The organism is Streptomyces sp. 2114.4 (assembly GCF_900187385.1).
Classification (GTDB): Bacteria; Actinomycetota; Actinomycetes; order Streptomycetales; family Streptomycetaceae; genus Streptomyces; species Streptomyces mooreae.
Map to the genome: position 1 here is coordinate 1857050 of NZ_FYEY01000001.1, position 15239 is coordinate 1872288.

A 15239-nucleotide genomic window follows, 5' to 3' on the forward strand; every position below is an offset into this window, starting at 1 on the left:
CCACGGTACGACTCAGCACTGACAATCGACGTGACCAGTGCTCTGACCTGCGGTTTCGGGGCTGTGACGGGGTCGTTTTCCGGGCGCCGGGCGGGGCGCGACGGAGGGCGGGGCGGCCGGGGGCGACGGGCGCCACGGAGCGGCGGGCCGGTGGGACGGCGGGCCGACAGGCCGGTGGGCCGGAGGGCCGGCGAACCGGTGGGCCGCACCGGAGCGCGTGACGCCGCAGACCGGCCGTGGCCCTCGCGTGCGGGAGACGTGCGGAACACGTGGGGCACCCGGGACACGCGGGAAAGCGGCCCTGCTCCCCTCCGCGGCCGGGTCCCGGGCCCGGTTCCGTGACCGGGCCCGGGAGCGCGACGCGCCCACGCACGGAGCCGGCGCGGCGGACCACCCCGCGAGGTGTGTTCGACCAAAACCGTTCAGGCGCACGACGGGTGACGCATCATCGGTCAAGATGCGCGGATGCCGAGGCTCCGGCAAGTTGGACGGCGTCGGGTCGTACGTCCGTGGCACGGCCAATCCGGTCACCCTGCAACTGCGTGTCGCTCCGCACCGGAAAACCGGCCACTCCCCGTTCAGCGCCCGGCCACCACACGACCGCCTCCCGCTACGGCACAGCTGCGAGCCTCTGCCCGTCCGACCCGGTTCACGTCACTTCACGTCAGCTCACGTCCACGACGTCACGAGGAGTCCGTATGCGTATTCGCCCCGTCGCCACCGTTGCCGCCGGTGCGCTCATGGGTCTGTCCGCGCTCGCCCTCTCCACAACCGTCGTCCAGGCCGCACCGGGCGGACGCCCTCCGGTGACGATCGCTCACCGCGGCGCCTCGACGTACGCGCCCGAGAACACCCTCGCCTCGATCGACGCGGCCGACCGGCTGGGCTTCGAGTGGGTCGAGAACGACGTCCAGCGCACCAAGGACGGCGAGCTGGTCATCCTCCATGACAACTCGCTCGCCCGGACGACCAACGTCGAGCAGGTCTTTCCCGGCCGCTCCCCGTGGAACGTATCGGACTTCACGCTCCGCGAGATCGAGAAGCTGGACGCGGGCAGCTGGTTCGGACGGAAGTTCCGCGGGGAGCGGGTGCCGACCCTCGAGGACTACATGGACGAGGTCGAGCACAACGACCAGAGCCTGCTGATGGAGCTGAAATCGCCGGAGCTCTACCCCGGCATCGAGCGGCAGACCCTCAACGAGCTGCGTCGCGCGGGCTGGCTGGACAAGGGGCACGTCAAGGGCCGTCTGATCATCCAGAGCTTCAACGCCGACGCCCTCAAGACCGTGCACCGCCTGCGGCCGGACCTCACGACGGGCTTTCTCGGCAACCCGTCCGTCGCCGACCTCCCGAAGTTCGCGCGGTACTGCGATCAGATCAACCCCGTCCACACCGCGGTCACCCCGGAGTACGTCGCCGCCGTGCACGGTCTGAAGGGCCCGCACCGACGACCGCTGGACCTGTACACCTGGACCGTCGACGACGCGGCAACCGCGGTGAAGGTCGCCGGTCTGGGCGTCGACGGCATCATCACCAACAAGCCCGACGTGGTGCGCGACGCGGTGGGCGGCGACGACGACTGAGCCGGATCCGGAGACGGTGGGGAACGGGCTCAGGGCGGCAGCCGGTCCGTTTCCCGCGGCATTGTCAGTGGTGCGTCCTACCCTGATCAGGTGACGAATTCCGAGCAGGCTCCGCGTCCGGAGGGGCCGCCTCACACCGCACCGGAGACAGGGACGGCGGCCCGGCGCGACTGGGCCTGGACGCGGCTGGAGACACCGATCGGCCCGCTGCTGCTCGCCGCGACCCGGGAGGGCCTGGTCCGTGTCGTCTTCCATGCCGACGGGCAGACGGCCCGCCGGGAGCTGACCCGTCTGGAGCAGTTCTTCGGCGGGCCGCCGACGGCAGCGGTTCCTCATCTGGCGACGGCCACGGCCGAGCTCACCGCCTATTTCGCCGGAGAGCTGCAGTCCTTCACCGTCCCGCTGGACTGGTCGCTGTCCGCCGGCTTCACCGGCCGGGTCCTGCAGGCCCTGGCCGCCGGGGTCCCTTATGGCGACGTCGTCGGCTATCAGGACCTCGCCGACCGGGTCGGGGAACCGGGTGCCGCCCGCGCGGTGGGCGCCGCGATGGGCGCCAATCCGCTTCCGGTCGTCGTCCCCTGCCATCGTGTCGTCGCCAGTGACGGCGGCATCGGCGGCTTCGGCGGTGGTCTGGAGACCAAGCGTCTGCTGCTGGCCCTCGAAGGGGTGCTGCCCGCTCCGCTCTTCTGATCGTGACCGTCGTCCGCCCTCGCCGAGGCCGGCTCCTACGAAGGGCAGCCCATGTCCCGTCAGATCGCTCTGCTCCGCGGCATCAATGTCGGCGGCCACAACTCCTTCCCCAAGGCGAAGCAGCTGGAACTCGCCGAGTCCCTGGGCTTTGGCGAGGTCTCGGTGCTCCTGCAGACCGGCAACATCGTCTTCGCCGACCCCGGTATCCCCCCGCAGGAGACGGCCCGGATGCTCCACGACCGGATCGCCGCCGAACTCGGCCTGACGGTGCCGATCATCGTCCGGACCCGCGACGAGCTGGCCGCCGCCGTCGCCGCGAATCCGTTTCCCCAGGCCGTAGCGGATCCCAAGAGCCTGCATGTCACGTTCCTGTCGGCGGTGCCGGCCGACACCTCCCGGCTGGACGGGCTCGACCCGGCCGCGTTCGCGCCCGATCAGTACCGGCTGACCGGACGCGAACTGTATCTGTGGTGCCCCGGCGGCATCGGCCGCTCCAAGCTCGCCGCGGTGGTGAGCCGCGCCCGGCTCGGGGTGACGGCGACGGCCCGTAACTGGAACACCGTCACCAAGCTCCTGGCCCTGGCCGACGCCTGAGTCCCACGGTCGCTCCCCGGAGCCGCGGAGTCCGGCGCCCCGGAGCTTGCGCCCCGGAGCTCCGGCGTCCAGGAGTCCCGCCGTCAGCGCCAGCCGTAGCGCTCGCGCAGCCGGTTGACGACCAGGTTGAAGCGGCCCCGGTCCAGCGCGCAGGCCTCGCGCCGCATCCCGGCCGGGTGCACCCGCAGCACCCGGTCCACGGCCACCCACGAGTCGCGCCCCGCGCGGTCCCAGGGGCCGGCCCCGAGCGGCACCCACTCCCGGTCGTTCTGGTGCCGCTTGCTGGACAGCTGCACGGCCAGCAGCGTTCCGCCGGTCTCGCGGGCAACGACCAGCACGGGGCGGTCCTTGCCCCGGCCGTCGTTCTCCTCGTAGGGCACCCAGGTCCACACGATCTCGCCGGGGTCCGGGTCGCCGTCGGGGTCGGGCGCATAGGTCATCGTCACGGTGCCGACGGACTGCGGACGGGCTTCCACGGTCGCGGTGGGCCCCTGGCTGCCGGGCAGCACGGCGGACTCGTCGGATGCATTGAATGAAGTGGTCACGCAGTCACGCTAACCGCCGCCGCCGGCGCGGTGATCAGCGGTCCGCGTGCAGCGGTCCGGGCTCGATTGTCAGTGGTCGGCCGTACGGTTTTTCCGACGGCTTTTTCCGATGAAGGGGGCATTCGTGGGAGCCGAGGACGCAGCCCGTGGCCGAGGACGCAGCCTGTGCGCGGACGTTCAGAGCGGGCCGCTCCAGGCCGGCCGGCGGGGGTCGTCGGCTCGTACGACCACGTCCGCCACCTCCTCGGGCCGGGTCTCGGCCTCGTAGCGCGCGAACGCGGGCAGGGTCCAGCGCTCGCCCTGCGGGGTGCGGCGGGCGAGCGCGGCCGGTGACAGCTTCAGATGCACGGAGAGATCGAAGGGGAACCAGTGGCCGAGCAGCAGAGGGCCGTGCAACAGCAGGACGCCGCCGGGCGGCAGCTGCACGTACGCGCTGCGCGTCGCCCGGTCCGCCGCGGGGTCCCACAGGTCGGGCAGCACCCACCCGGTGCCGCCCACGTCCAGCGGCTGGAACACCTCACGCCACAGGGCCTGCCGGTCGAACCACTCGTCGTGGTAGGCGTCGGGATCCTCACGGCCGTACTCCAGCCGCAGCGAGGCGGGGCGCAGAAAGCCGAAGGTGCCGGCCCGGTGCACCGCCCGCCCCCGGATCCGCAGCGCCTGGCTGAGCCGCCCGGCCAGCTCGCCCGGCGCGGCCGCGGGCGCCCCGTCGAGGGCCACCCGCAGCCAGGGGCTCCCGTCCTTCGCCGGCATCGTGACGATGCGCTCGGCGAGCGCGTCGGTGAGCCGTTCCCAGGTGATCGCTTCGAGCCGCACCCCGCCATTGTGCCCGGCAGCCCGGCGCGGGACGCCGCGCGGCCGGGGGCCGGTCGCCGCCGCTCAGGACGGCCGGGCGGCGCCGTGGCGGCTCAGTTCGGCCGCCGCCTCCTTCGTCGCCTCGATGACGCCGTCGGGGGCCACCGGCATCACGGACTTGAGCTTGAGGAGCAGCACCGCTCCCATGATGGAGCCGTCCCACATGATCGGCGCCGCACAGGAGTTCCAGCCGGCCATGCACTCCTCGTACCCGAGGGCGTGTCCGAGGTCGCGCACCTCGGCCAGGGACTCCCTCAGCGCCTCGTTGTCCCGGTAGACACCGGGTCCCGCCTGGTCGGGGACGGGTTCGGCCAGCACCCGCTGCTGCAGCACCTCCGGCAGGTAGGCGAGGATCGTCCGCCCGGAGGCACCGGTGCGCAGCGACCGCGTCACGGACAGCACGTCGCGCGGCGTCATCCCCAGCTCCGCGAGGTCGGAGTCGCCAACCGCCATGTCGACGCACTGTCGTTGCGCGCCGGAGAACGGCGCCACCATGTAGAGGAACGCCAGCCCGTCGTCGGTGGCCGTCCGCAGTTCGCTCAGCACCGTCTGCGAGGCCGCGCCGTCGAGGCGGTGGTCGAGCGCGGTGAAGGCCAGCTGGGCCGCCGAGGTGCGCAGCCGGTAGAGGCCGCGGTCCACCCGTTCGAAGATGCGCTGGTAGATGCCGGACTGCAGGATGCGGTAGACGACGGAGTCGTCCAGGCCGGTGAACTCCGCGATCTCACCCGGGCCGTGGGCGGATCCGCCCAGTTCGGCGAAGGCCGTCTGGACGAGGAAGACCCGTTCGGCATGGCCGGATCCCGACGCCCGGGAGCCCGTGGACGACGTGCCCTTGGCTGCCTGGCGCGCCTTCTTGGCGGGGCCCGCGGAACGCGGCGCCGTGCCGGTGGCGGGCACGGCGGCCGAGTCCGACGCTCCCGTGGCTGCGGTGCTGTTGCCCATCGTGTGCTCTCTCCCCTGGCAGTGGTTGGCGCCCGAAGGCGTACGGCAGGTGCGCCGCGGGCCGGTGCCCCCGCAGGCCGCGCCTCCCCGCGGCCGGTCCCGGGGCCCGCTCCCGCAGGCGTGGTGCCCGTCCGGCACCCCGGGTCACCCGGATTACCGGGCGGCGTCGAGGGCCAGTTTTCCGGTCGGGGTGCGTGCGGCCAGATCGTGGTGCGCCCGTGCCGCCTCGCCGAGCGCATAGGCGGTGCCGGTGAGCGGCTTGAGGGTGCCGTCGGCGACCGCGCCGAACAGCGCCCGCATGGACGTCGGCAGGGCCGTACGGTCCGCGTAGAGCTGCGGCAGCCAGAAGCCGGAGACGGTGATGCTCCGCGCCATCAGCTCCCGGGTGGGCACGCTCGCCAGGTCGCCGCCGGCGAACCCGTAGACGGCGAGGCGGCCGCGCGGTGCGACGGCGGCGAGGGTCCGCTCGAAGGTGAGCCCGCCGGTCATCTCCAGCGCCGCCGCGACCGGTCCGCCGGCCGCGTCCAGGATGCGCTCGGTCAGGTCCTCGGCGGTCGAGTCGACCACCGCGTGGGCGCCCAGTTCCTCGGCCAGTTTGCGCTTTTCCGGGGAGCCCGCGAGGCCGATGACCCTGGCCCCGGCGTGCGCGGCGAGCTGGACGGCCAGCGAACCGACGCCGCCCGCCGCGGCCGGTACGACGACGGTCTCGCCCTCGGTGAGGCGCAGCGAGGTGAACAGCAGATGCCAGGCGCTGTTGCCCTGCAGCGCCAGCGCAACGGCCTGTGCGTCGCTGATGGCGTCGGGGACGTCCCAGGTCACGCGGCGGTGCAGCAGCGTTCGCTCCGCGTATCCGCCGCCGCGGCACAGCCCGACGACGCGCCGTCCGCCGTCCACCGTCCCCACGACCTCGTTCCCGGGTACGTACGGCAGCTCGACGGGTGCGAGGTAGGAGTCCCCGCGGACGTGCACATCCGCGTAGTTGATGCCGGCCAGGGACACCTCGACCAGCGAGTGGCCGGCGCGGGGCGCGGGCTCGGGAACGTCCTCGAGCCGCAGCACGTCCGGGCCGCCGAATTCTCGCATCACAATCGCGCGCACGACTCTCCCTCGGGTTCTCCAGTGCGGTGCCCGCACAGGGTAGGCAGGCCCGTCGGCGGTCCGTCGGTACCCGATCATTTCCCGCCAACCTGCGGGGCTCCGCGCGCCGCCGTCCCTCCCCGCACGAGATATTCCGGCCCGTCTTTCTCGCGTCGTGAGAAAACGCCGCAGCGGTTTCCGCCCATTGCACCGTTTTGCTGCAGATCTACCCATCGGTATCTCCGGGGTGGCCACCACGCGCCGCTCTCTCACACCCGGCTGTCGGATGTGATCGCCGCCGCCTACGATCCGGAAGGGTGTCCGCCGTTGACCGGATGTGACGGCTGCGTCCCCCGGGGCAGAGCTCACTCCACGAGGCAGTTGTGCTCGCCCGCCCCACCCGGTGATACGGGCGGGTGGCGGCGGAGGACGTGGCGGTGCGCGGGGCGGCGCGGGCACGGCCTGAGGGGGAATCATGATGGGGAAATCGGGGGGCGGCAGGCCGGCGTTCGCGTCGGCCTGCCGGGACCCACAACGAGCGCAACCGCTTCCACCGGCACCTCTGCGCATACTGCGGACCGCATCCGCGTCCCTGCCGTTCTCGTTGACGGCTTCGTTCACCGCCGTCACCGACGCCGTCATCGCCGCCGCGCGCCGGCGTTCCCGACCGTATGCGGCACCGCCCTTTCTGGACGTGGCCCGCACCCGCCGGGGATCCGTGCTCCGCCGCCGAGAAAGGGACTGCCCATGAACGGATCGAGCACGACGAGCAGCAACGGGCTCCAGTTCCACCACCCTTACCTCGCCGTGGTGCTCGGCGGCGGCTTCACGGGCATGCTCGCCGCCGCGGCGCTGTCCCAACACGCCGATGTCATCGTCGTCGAGCGCGACCGGCTGCCCCGGACGCCCGCCCTGCCCACGGACCTTCCGCGGGCCCGGCACGCCCATCTGCTGACCGCGCACGGCGCGCGGCTGATCGACGCGCTGCTGCCCGGCAGCCTCGAACGCTGGCTGGCCGAGGGCGCCCGCAGGATGCCGAAACCGGCGGAGTCCGCCGACCGGCGGCCGGCGGGCCGGTCGGTCCGGCGGGCACGTGGTGAGCATCTGATCGCCTGCTCCCGCGATCTGCTCGACCGGGTCGTCCGCCAACAGGCGGCGGCCCTCCCGGGGGTGAGCGTCCTCGACGGAACCGAAGCGGCCGGGCTCACCGGCACCGCGGAACACATCACCGGCGTGCGCGTCCGGGACACCACCACCGGCGCCACGTACCGTCTGGACGCCGACCTCGTCGTCGACGCCACCGGCCGGCACTCCACCACCCGGGACCGGCTGGCCGCGCTGGGGCTGCCCACCGCACGCGAAGACCGCGCGGACTGCGACATCGTCTCGGCGACCCGTATCTTCCGGGCCCCCGACGGCATGGAGAACTGTCCGGTGCTCACCACCCGTTCGGCGTTCACCACCCCGGCCCCCGGGGCTCTCGTGCCGCGGCGCCCGGTTCCCGGCAAGACCGCGACGCTGATCCCCATCGAGGGCGGGCGCTGGCTGGTCACGCTCACCGGCACCGGGGACGACCGGCCCTCCGAACACGCGGGCCGTTTCGTGCCGTTCGCGCGCCGCACGGGTAACGGCGTCATCGGCGACCTCATCGCGGACGCCGAGCCGCTGAGCGAGGTGCGGCTGTCCCGGGACACCACCAGCCGACGGCGGCGCTATGAACAACTGCCGTCCTGGCCTACGGGGTTCATCGCCCTCGGCGGTGCCGTGGTCTCGCTCGCCCCCGACTGCGGTCAGGGCCTGGCCCTCGCCGCCCATGGTGCCGCCGTGCTGCGCGGGGCACTGCGGCGGCACGGGATCGACGAGCCGGCGCTCGCCCGGAAGGTGCAGCGGAGCCTCGGACGCCTCGCCCGGACACCCTGGTCCCTGGCCACCGGCACGGTGCTCCCCTCCCCCGCCGCCGGCCGGCCCGCCGTCAGCCGCGCCTACCTCGATGTCGTCACGCCCTTCGCTCCGGCGGCCCCGGTCCTGCGCCCCTTCGCCGTACTCGGTCTGCTCCGGAACGCGGCACGGACCGGACCGGCGGCAAGTGGTGCGGCGGGCGGGCCGGTCTCACCCCAGGCGCTCCCGCCCCCGCGGCCGGCGACGGGCGGCCCCGCGCCGTCCGCCGCCCCGCTTCCCCCGGCAGCGGCCGGTGCCGCCTCCGCCCTCGCGGCGACGCCCGCGACCCGGCTCTCCGCCGCGTCGTCCGCCCCGGGACAGCCGTCGGCACCGCCCCGCGGCTCACCGACCGCCCCGAAGCGCCTCCCGCGCCTCGGCTTCCGCCCGACCGCCCTGCGCCGTATCGGCGGGGCCGGCCGGCGGAAACCGGCGGACGGCTGAGGCCTTCACCGTTTATCCGACGCGCCGCTGGTGCCGGGGCAGCCCTCCGCTGCCCCGGCAACGGGTCACGGGGCACCGGTCGTGGACGCCTCCTGGGAGGGTGCCGGCAGCCCCAGGAGGCGGTGGGCGAGGGCGAGCGGTGCGTGGGAATTGCGGGGCGGGGCGGGGGCCTTGGTCCGGTGGGCGGGGAGGCGTTCGACGGTCGTGGTGCCGGTGTCGGATTCCAGGGCCGGCGCGTAGCCCGCGGCGCGCAGCGCGTCCAGAGTGGCGGCCGGCTCCCGGCTGCTGACCAGGACGGTCGGGGCGATGACCCGCAGTCCGAGGTCACGCAGGTCACGGTGCGCGGCAAGCTCGTCGACCAGGGCCTCGTCGTCGGAGCGGATGCAGCAGGCGGCGGGCAGGACACGCATCCGGCCGTGGGAGCGGGCGGCGTCCCGGACGAGGTAGCCGAGCGGTTGCGGCAGGGTGCCGGTCGCCGAGGCGCGGGCGAGGTCGTCGAGGAGGGTTTCGGCGCGGTGGCCGGCGTCCAGCGCACGGCGTACGGAGCGGGGGGTGAACCGCCAGGTCACGGCGTGGCCTTCGGATTCCCGGTCGGCCGCGGCGGTGAGCAGTGCCTGGAGCGCGGCGGTGGGGCGGCCGGGCACGACGGCGGTCAGGTCGGCCTGGAAGTGGGCCTGTTCGAGGAGCGGCGGGAGCAGATCGCCCAGCGGCTCGTCGAGGGAGCGCGGGTCGGCGAGCAGCGCCCGGCCGAGGGGGGTGAGGGTGCCGTGGGCGACCAGCCCCAGGCAGGCGGCCTCGTGGAGGGTGTGGGCGGCGCGTTCCCCGGCCATCGGCTGGCGGGTGACGGCGAGGGGGCGATGCCAGTCAGCGGCGCCGAGCAGGTCCTCCCACGGGGTGCGGGTGCCCGTTTCCTGCCGTGGGGGCTCCGTGAACGGCAACGGCGGTAGAGGGGTTCCCCCCTCGAGCGGGACTGCAGCCAGGGCGGCGAGGAGCGCGTGCCGGAGGGCGGGGGCGTGCCGGTCGTGGCCACGGACCAGCGCGGTCGGGGTCTCGCCGGCCGGGGTGTGGGTGGGGATGTCCCACAGTCCCGACCAGGCGGCCAGGAGCGGGGCGAGGCGGGCGCCGGGCGGGCGGGCGAGCCAGTCGTCGTAGGCGCCGGTGGGCAGTGCGGTGATGCCGGAGGGGCTGCGGGTCAGCGCGATCAGGTCGGCTGCCAGCGCGAGGTCGAGGAGGAGGCGGGTGTGCGGTTCGGTGGCGCCGGCCGCCTTGGCCAGCCGCTTGATCTCCCGTACGGCCAGCCCGCCGGACTTGCGCAGCGCGGCGGGCTGCGTCGCCAGGGCGGCCAGCAGCCGGTCGACGGTGGCGGCGAGGGTCGCCGCGGCGGCCCGGGATTCGTCGTGCGGCGAGGTCGGGGGGACGGTGGCGGCGGGCGCTCCGGGGGCGGTGTCGTCCGGCACGGGCTGCGGGGCGTGCGCGAGGAACGGGCCGAGGTCGTACGCGGCCAGGAGCTGCGGGGCGCGCGGCGGCACGACGATCGTGCCGTCCTCGGCCGGCGCGGCGAGTCCGTCGTCGCAGAGGTGGCGCAGTGCGGATTCGGCGGCGCTGCGCGCGGGGCCGGGTGCGGCGGCCCCGAGGGCGGCGTAGACGTCTTCGGGCGGGACGGGTTCGGTGGCCAGATGCGCGAAGGACAGCCGGTGCGCCATCAGGGACTGGTAGTCGGCGCCCGGGGCTGGGGCGGCGGGGCCGGGGGCGTCCCGCCCGGCCCGCTCCTGGCTGATGCGGGCGGTGGTGGCGAGCACCTGGAGCCGGGGGTGGTCGAGGTGCAGCACGAGGTGGTGGAGGGTTTCGTAGGACCACAACGCCTGGGCCAGGCCGCGCAGTTCGGTGGGGGCGGGCCGGCGGGCGAGCGGTTCGGCGTGCCGGGTGAGGAGCGCGGCGAGCTGCTCGGGGGTGCGCCGGGCGAGGGATCGGGTGACAGCATCGAGACCTTCCACGGCGTCGAGGTTAGTCATCGCGCGAGCAGCGTGGTGAGGGCGCCCACGGGGTCGGGGTCCGCGGGGCCGGTGGGCCACCAGTCCTCGGCGCCCGGCTCGGATTCGTACGGATACCAGCGGTGGTCGTGGCCGAAACGGAGCTGGATGCCGCGCTCGGCGTCGGTGAGGTGGTTGTGGCGCGGGCGCAGGGCCGGGAGGTCCGCGGCGAGGAGGGCGCTGCGGGCCCGGTCGAAGTCGCCGGCCGGCGGGTTCCAGACGGCTTCGAGGAGGGCAAGGCCTTCGCGGCCGCCCTGCCGCCAGGCGGCGACGGAGCGGGCCACGTCCGTAGTCGTCCGGCCGGTTGCCGCGGCGAGGTCGCGGTAGAGGGCCCGGGTGGCGGACGTCAGGCCGGCGGTGGGATGGGCGGTGGCCGCCAGGCGGACGGCGTCCTCCCATACGGGCAGCGCCGGGAAGGGGCTGGGGACGGGCGGCCGCCCGTCGCCGGTGCGCCACCCGCCCCCGGGATACCGCCCGTCTTCGGGGCGCCGCCCGTCGCCGGGCCCTGCGGATCCGGCGGCGGACACGCAGGCATGGGCACGGGCCGCGGCGTCGGCTGCCAGGAATTCGAGGGCCGCGGGGTCGAAGGGGAGGTGGTCGGCGTCCGGAAGGGCCGGGGGGTGGCCGGGCCGGGGCGGGGCCGGCAGCGGCGGAGGGAGCGGCGGGCGGGGACGGTCGGCGAGCGCCGCCCTGGCGAGGACACCGGGGAGAGCCTTCGGCCCGGCCGCTGCCGCGGCCTCCCCGGGGGCCGCGCCGGTGGCCGCCGCGGCGCTCGGTGCCGTGCCGGTGTGGGGGGTTCCGCCTTCGGGCGCGGGGCGGCGCGGGGGCGGCCGGTGGGTGGCGGGCCGGTGGGCGCGGGCCTCTCGGGCAGTGAGGGCGGCGTTGCGGCGGGAGAGCGCGTCGAGGAGTTCGCGTTCACCGCGGCCGCGCATCAGCAGCAGGACGAACGGGTCGGCGTCCAGGAGGCGGGCGACCTGGAAGCAGAGCGCGGCGGCGTGCTTGCAGGGCCTGCCGTGGTCGGGGCAGGAGCACCGGGGGACGAGGTCGCCCGGCCCCGGCAGAAGGCGCACCCCGCCTTCGGCCAGGGCTTGGGGCAGCTTCTTGGCCAGCAGGGCGGTGAGCTGTCCGGGCTCCGCGGCGACGGCGTCCAGGAGTCCGTCCCACTCCGGGTCGGTGAGGGTGCTGAGGCGGATTTCCGCGCTGTAGGGGCGGGGTCTGCTGCCGCGTACGGTGGCGACGATGCGGCCCGGGGTGACGTTGATGGTGTCGACATGGCCGTCGCGGGCGTAGGTCCGGCCGCGGGCGAGCCGGGCGCTGTCGAGGGCCGTGGTCTCCAGCGCTTCCAGCCAGGCGCTGCCCCACCAGGATTCGGCGAACAGCCCGCGGGCTCCCGCCCGGGCCGGCAGGGGCGGGAAGGTGCGCGAGCGGTCCGCGCGGGCCAGCCGGTCCGCGGCGGCGGCGCGCCCGGAGGCGGGGCGGGGGGTCATCCGGGCCTCCTGAGGGAGACGAGGTCGGCCAGTTCGGCATCGGACAGTTCGGTGAGTGCACTCTCGCCACCGGAGAGCACGGCGTCGGCGAGTGCCCTTTTGGCGCTGAGGAGTTGGGCGATGTTGTCCTCGACCGTGCCCTCGGCGATCAGCCGGTGGACCTGGACGGGCCGGGTCTGGCCGATGCGGTAGGCCCGGTCGGTGGCCTGCTCCTCCACCGCCGGATTCCACCAGCGGTCGTAGTGGATCACGTGTCCCGCGCGGGTCAGATTCAGGCCGGTGCCCGCCGCCTTCAGGGACAGCAGGAAGACCGGGGCGTGGCCCGACTGGAAGCGGTCGACCATCTTCTCCCGTTCCGCGACGGGGGTGCCGCCGTGCAGGAGCTGTACCGGGATGCCCCGGTGGGTCAGGTGGTGTTCGAGCAGCCGCGCCATGCCCACGTACTGGGTGAAGACCAGGGTGGCGCCGCCCTCGGCGAGGATGGTGTCCAGGAGTTCGTCGAGGAGTTCGAGCTTCCCGGAGCGGGCGGCGAGACCGGGCGCGGCCTCCTTGAGGTACTGCGCGGGGTGGTTGCAGATCTGCTTGAGGGCGGTGAGCAGCTTCATGACCAGGCCGCGGCGGGCGATGCCCTCGGCGTTCTCGATCCGGGAAAGGGTCTCGCGGACGACGGCCCGGTACAGCGCGGCCTGTTCGCGTCCCAGCGCCACCGGGTGGTCCGTCTCGGTCTTGGGCGGCAGTTCCGGGACGATGCCCGGATCGGACTTCTTACGGCGCAGGACGAACGGGCGCACCAGCCTGGCCAGCCGCTCGGCCGCCCGCGCGTCCTCGCCGCCCTCGACCTCCCGGGCGTGCAGCGCACGGAACGTCTTGAGGGAACCGAGGAGTCCGGGGGTCGTCCAGTCGAGGAGAGCCCACAGCTCGGAGAGGTTGTTCTCCACGGGCGTGCCGGTGAGGGCGATCCGGGCAGGTGCCTTGATGCTGCGCAGCGCCTTGGCCGTCGAGGAGCGCGGATTCTTCACGTGCTGGGCCTCATCGGCGACGATCCAGGCCCACGGGTGCCCGGCCATCTGGGGGGCGCTGCTGCGCATCGTCCCGTACGTCGTCAGCACGAAGCCGCCCGCCAGGCCGTCGAGGCTGCGGCCGGTGCCGTGGAAGCGGCGTACGGGGAGACCGGGGGCGAAGCGTTCGATCTCGCGCTGCCAGTTGCCGAGCAGGGAGGCCGGGCAGACGACGAGGACCGGTGCGGCGGGCCGGCGGTGCAGATGGAGCGCGATGACGGTGAGGGTCTTGCCCAGGCCCATGTCGTCGGCGAGGCAACCGCCGAGGCCGAGGGAGGTCATGGTGTCGAGCCAGGCCATGCCCCGTAGTTGGTAGTCACGGAGGGTGGCCCGCAGCCCCGGCGGCTGGGGCAGGGGCCGGGCCTCGGCGGTGAGCCGGGCGCGCAGCGCGGCGAGGGCACCCTCGGGCACGACGTCGACCTCCTCGCCGTCCACCTCGGCGGTGCCGTCGAGTGTCGTGGCCAGGGCCTCGGCCGGGTCCAGGTAGCCCAGTTCGCGTTTGCGGGCCTTGCGGACGAGCCCTGGGTCGACCAGGACCCACTGGTCGCGCAGCCGGACAACGGGGCGGTGCGCCTCGGCGAGGGCATCCATCTCCGCCTCGCTCAGCGGCACCCCGTCCATCGCCACCTGCCAGCGGAACTGCAGGAGTTCACGGGTGTCGAAGAAGCCGAAGCCGTCGGCGGCGGAGCCCGGCGCCGGGCGCAGCACCGCCGTCGCGGTCAGGCCGCGGGCCAGTTCCCTGGGCCAGTGGACGGTCACTCCCGCGGCGCCCAGGCGGGGTGCGGCCTCCCCCAGCAGTGCGTACAACTCGTCCTCGCTGAGCGCCAGTACGTCGGGAACGGGCTGCTCCAGGAGGCGGGTGAGCGGGGGCCAGATACGGGCGGCGCGGCGCAGGGCGAGCAGGGTGTCGACACGGGAGCGCGGCCCGAAATGCGCGGGCTCCTCGCCGTCCCACAATTCGCGGGCGTCCGTCACCAGGGTGGGGTCGGTGAGGCTGTGCACCTGGAGGACGGCGGCCGCCGCACTGCGCTCTTCGGCTCCGCCCGCCCCGCTCTCCTGACCCCGGTCGAAGAGCTTGTGCGGGGCGAGATCGAGGCGCAGGGAGAGGCGTACGCCCGCGTCGGCACCGGCCGCGACCTCGGCGGCCCAGTCCCGGGCGCCGGGAAGGTGCTGGGACCCGGTCGCGGCGAACGGGGCGCCGGCGACCAGTCCGGCGGCAGGGGTACGCGGCAGCGCATCGGCGACCGCGTCCACGTAGAGCCGTACCAGGGCCGCCGGGTCGTACACCTGGAGCGGGCGGCTGCCGGCAATGGGCACGGCGTGGGCTTCGGCGGGCATCGCCGCGGCGACGGCCCGGAGATGCGCGATGTCGTCGGGGTCCAGCGGCCCGGCGCGCCAGGCGTCGGTGTCCTCGGCGGTCAGCCCGGGAAGCAGCCTGCCGCGGGCGGCGAGATGCAGCGCATGCAGGGTGGCCGCGCCCCAGCAGGCGGCGGCCGGGTGGGCGGCCGGGTCGTGCCGGGCACGGACCAGCAGGGGGACCGCCTCGGCCAGGGAGAGCAGCACGGCGGGGACCGTGCGGCTACGGGCGCCGTTCCCATGGCGGCAGGCGACGGTCAGCTGCCCCGGCCCGACGGCCCCGTCGCCGCCCGGCGCGGCCCCGCCGTCCTCCCCGGTTCCGACGGCCCCCGTTCCGACGTCCGGGAGGGGGCCGCCATCGGGCCGCCACAGAGCGATCGTCCCGGCGCGCGGCGGCCGGCCGGGCAGGGCGGGCAGGAAGACCGCGGCGCAGCGAGCCGGCGCAGCGCCGGCTTCCCCGCTCTGCCCCGCGCCCCCGGACCCGGCCGCGGGCGGGTCGTGCAACGGCCGGGCCTCCCCTGCCGCCTCCCGCCGCCTGGTCATGCCATTCCTCACTGCTCGTTCGTTCACTGCACGGTCGCGCACCGCTTGATCGTTCGCCGCGTGGTCGTGCACGGCTTGATCATTCGCCGCGTGGTCGTCC

At 74.7% G+C, this 15239-nt stretch carries 11 protein-coding genes; 4 read left to right on the plus strand and 7 right to left on the minus strand.

Annotated features, from left to right (window positions below; translation table 11 throughout):
* Positions 1-698: 698 nt before the first annotated feature.
* From CFW40_RS08120 to CFW40_RS08130, 3 genes are all read left to right on the plus strand, one after another.
* A complete protein-coding gene (locus CFW40_RS08120; protein ID WP_088797147.1) occupies positions 699-1583 on the plus strand; it encodes a glycerophosphodiester phosphodiesterase family protein in 885 nt (294 codons plus the stop codon).
* A 90-nt stretch (positions 1584-1673) separates the two neighbouring features.
* Positions 1674-2273: a methylated-DNA--[protein]-cysteine S-methyltransferase gene (locus CFW40_RS08125; RefSeq protein ID WP_088797148.1), complete on the plus strand. Its 600-nt coding sequence runs from the start codon at positions 1674-1676 to the stop codon at positions 2271-2273.
* A 51-nt stretch (positions 2274-2324) separates the two neighbouring features.
* Complete coding sequence (locus CFW40_RS08130; RefSeq protein ID WP_088797149.1) at positions 2325-2867, plus strand: DUF1697 domain-containing protein; 543 nt, start codon at positions 2325-2327, stop codon at positions 2865-2867.
* Between the two features lie 83 nt (positions 2868-2950).
* Here the strand turns inward: CFW40_RS08130 and CFW40_RS08135 are convergent, their stop codons facing one another.
* The 4 genes from CFW40_RS08135 to CFW40_RS08150 form a co-directional block, all read right to left on the minus strand.
* Positions 2951-3412 (minus strand): type II toxin-antitoxin system PemK/MazF family toxin, encoded by a 462-nt coding sequence (locus tag CFW40_RS08135; protein ID WP_088797150.1) that lies wholly within the window; start codon positions 3410-3412, stop codon positions 2951-2953.
* 177 nt (positions 3413-3589) lie between these two features.
* Complete coding sequence (locus CFW40_RS08140) at positions 3590-4228, minus strand: uridine kinase (protein ID WP_088797151.1); 639 nt, start codon at positions 4226-4228, stop codon at positions 3590-3592.
* A gap of 63 nt (positions 4229-4291) precedes the next feature.
* Positions 4292-5209 (minus strand): IclR family transcriptional regulator C-terminal domain-containing protein, encoded by a 918-nt coding sequence (locus CFW40_RS08145; RefSeq protein WP_088797152.1) that lies wholly within the window; start codon positions 5207-5209, stop codon positions 4292-4294.
* 153 nt (positions 5210-5362) lie between these two features.
* A complete protein-coding gene (locus tag CFW40_RS08150) occupies positions 5363-6307 on the minus strand; it encodes a zinc-binding dehydrogenase (protein ID WP_088797153.1) in 945 nt (314 codons plus the stop codon).
* 726 nt (positions 6308-7033) lie between these two features.
* Here CFW40_RS08150 and CFW40_RS08155 point away from each other — a divergent pair.
* Positions 7034-8665, plus strand: a complete 1632-nt coding sequence (locus CFW40_RS08155) for an FAD-dependent monooxygenase (RefSeq protein ID WP_088797154.1) — start codon at positions 7034-7036, stop codon at positions 8663-8665.
* A 65-nt stretch (positions 8666-8730) separates the two neighbouring features.
* Here CFW40_RS08155 and CFW40_RS08160 read toward each other — a convergent pair whose 3' ends face one another.
* Genes CFW40_RS08160 through CFW40_RS08170 form a run of 3 tightly spaced genes read right to left on the minus strand, consistent with a single transcriptional unit; the run spans position 8731 to position 15139 of the window.
* The gene (locus CFW40_RS08160) at positions 8731-10677 is read right to left on the minus strand and encodes a helicase-associated domain-containing protein (RefSeq protein WP_176956552.1); all 1947 of its coding nucleotides are present in this window, start codon (positions 10675-10677) and stop codon (positions 8731-8733) included.
* Positions 10674-12182, minus strand: a complete 1509-nt coding sequence (locus CFW40_RS08165) for an SWIM zinc finger family protein (RefSeq protein WP_088797156.1) — start codon at positions 12180-12182, stop codon at positions 10674-10676. The genes CFW40_RS08160 and CFW40_RS08165 overlap by 4 nt, the downstream gene beginning before the upstream one ends.
* Entirely contained in the window at positions 12179-15139 is a 2961-nt protein-coding gene (locus CFW40_RS08170) for a DEAD/DEAH box helicase (protein ID WP_088797157.1), read from the minus strand. The genes CFW40_RS08165 and CFW40_RS08170 overlap by 4 nt, the downstream gene beginning before the upstream one ends.
* Between the last annotated feature and the right edge of the window lie 100 nt (positions 15140-15239).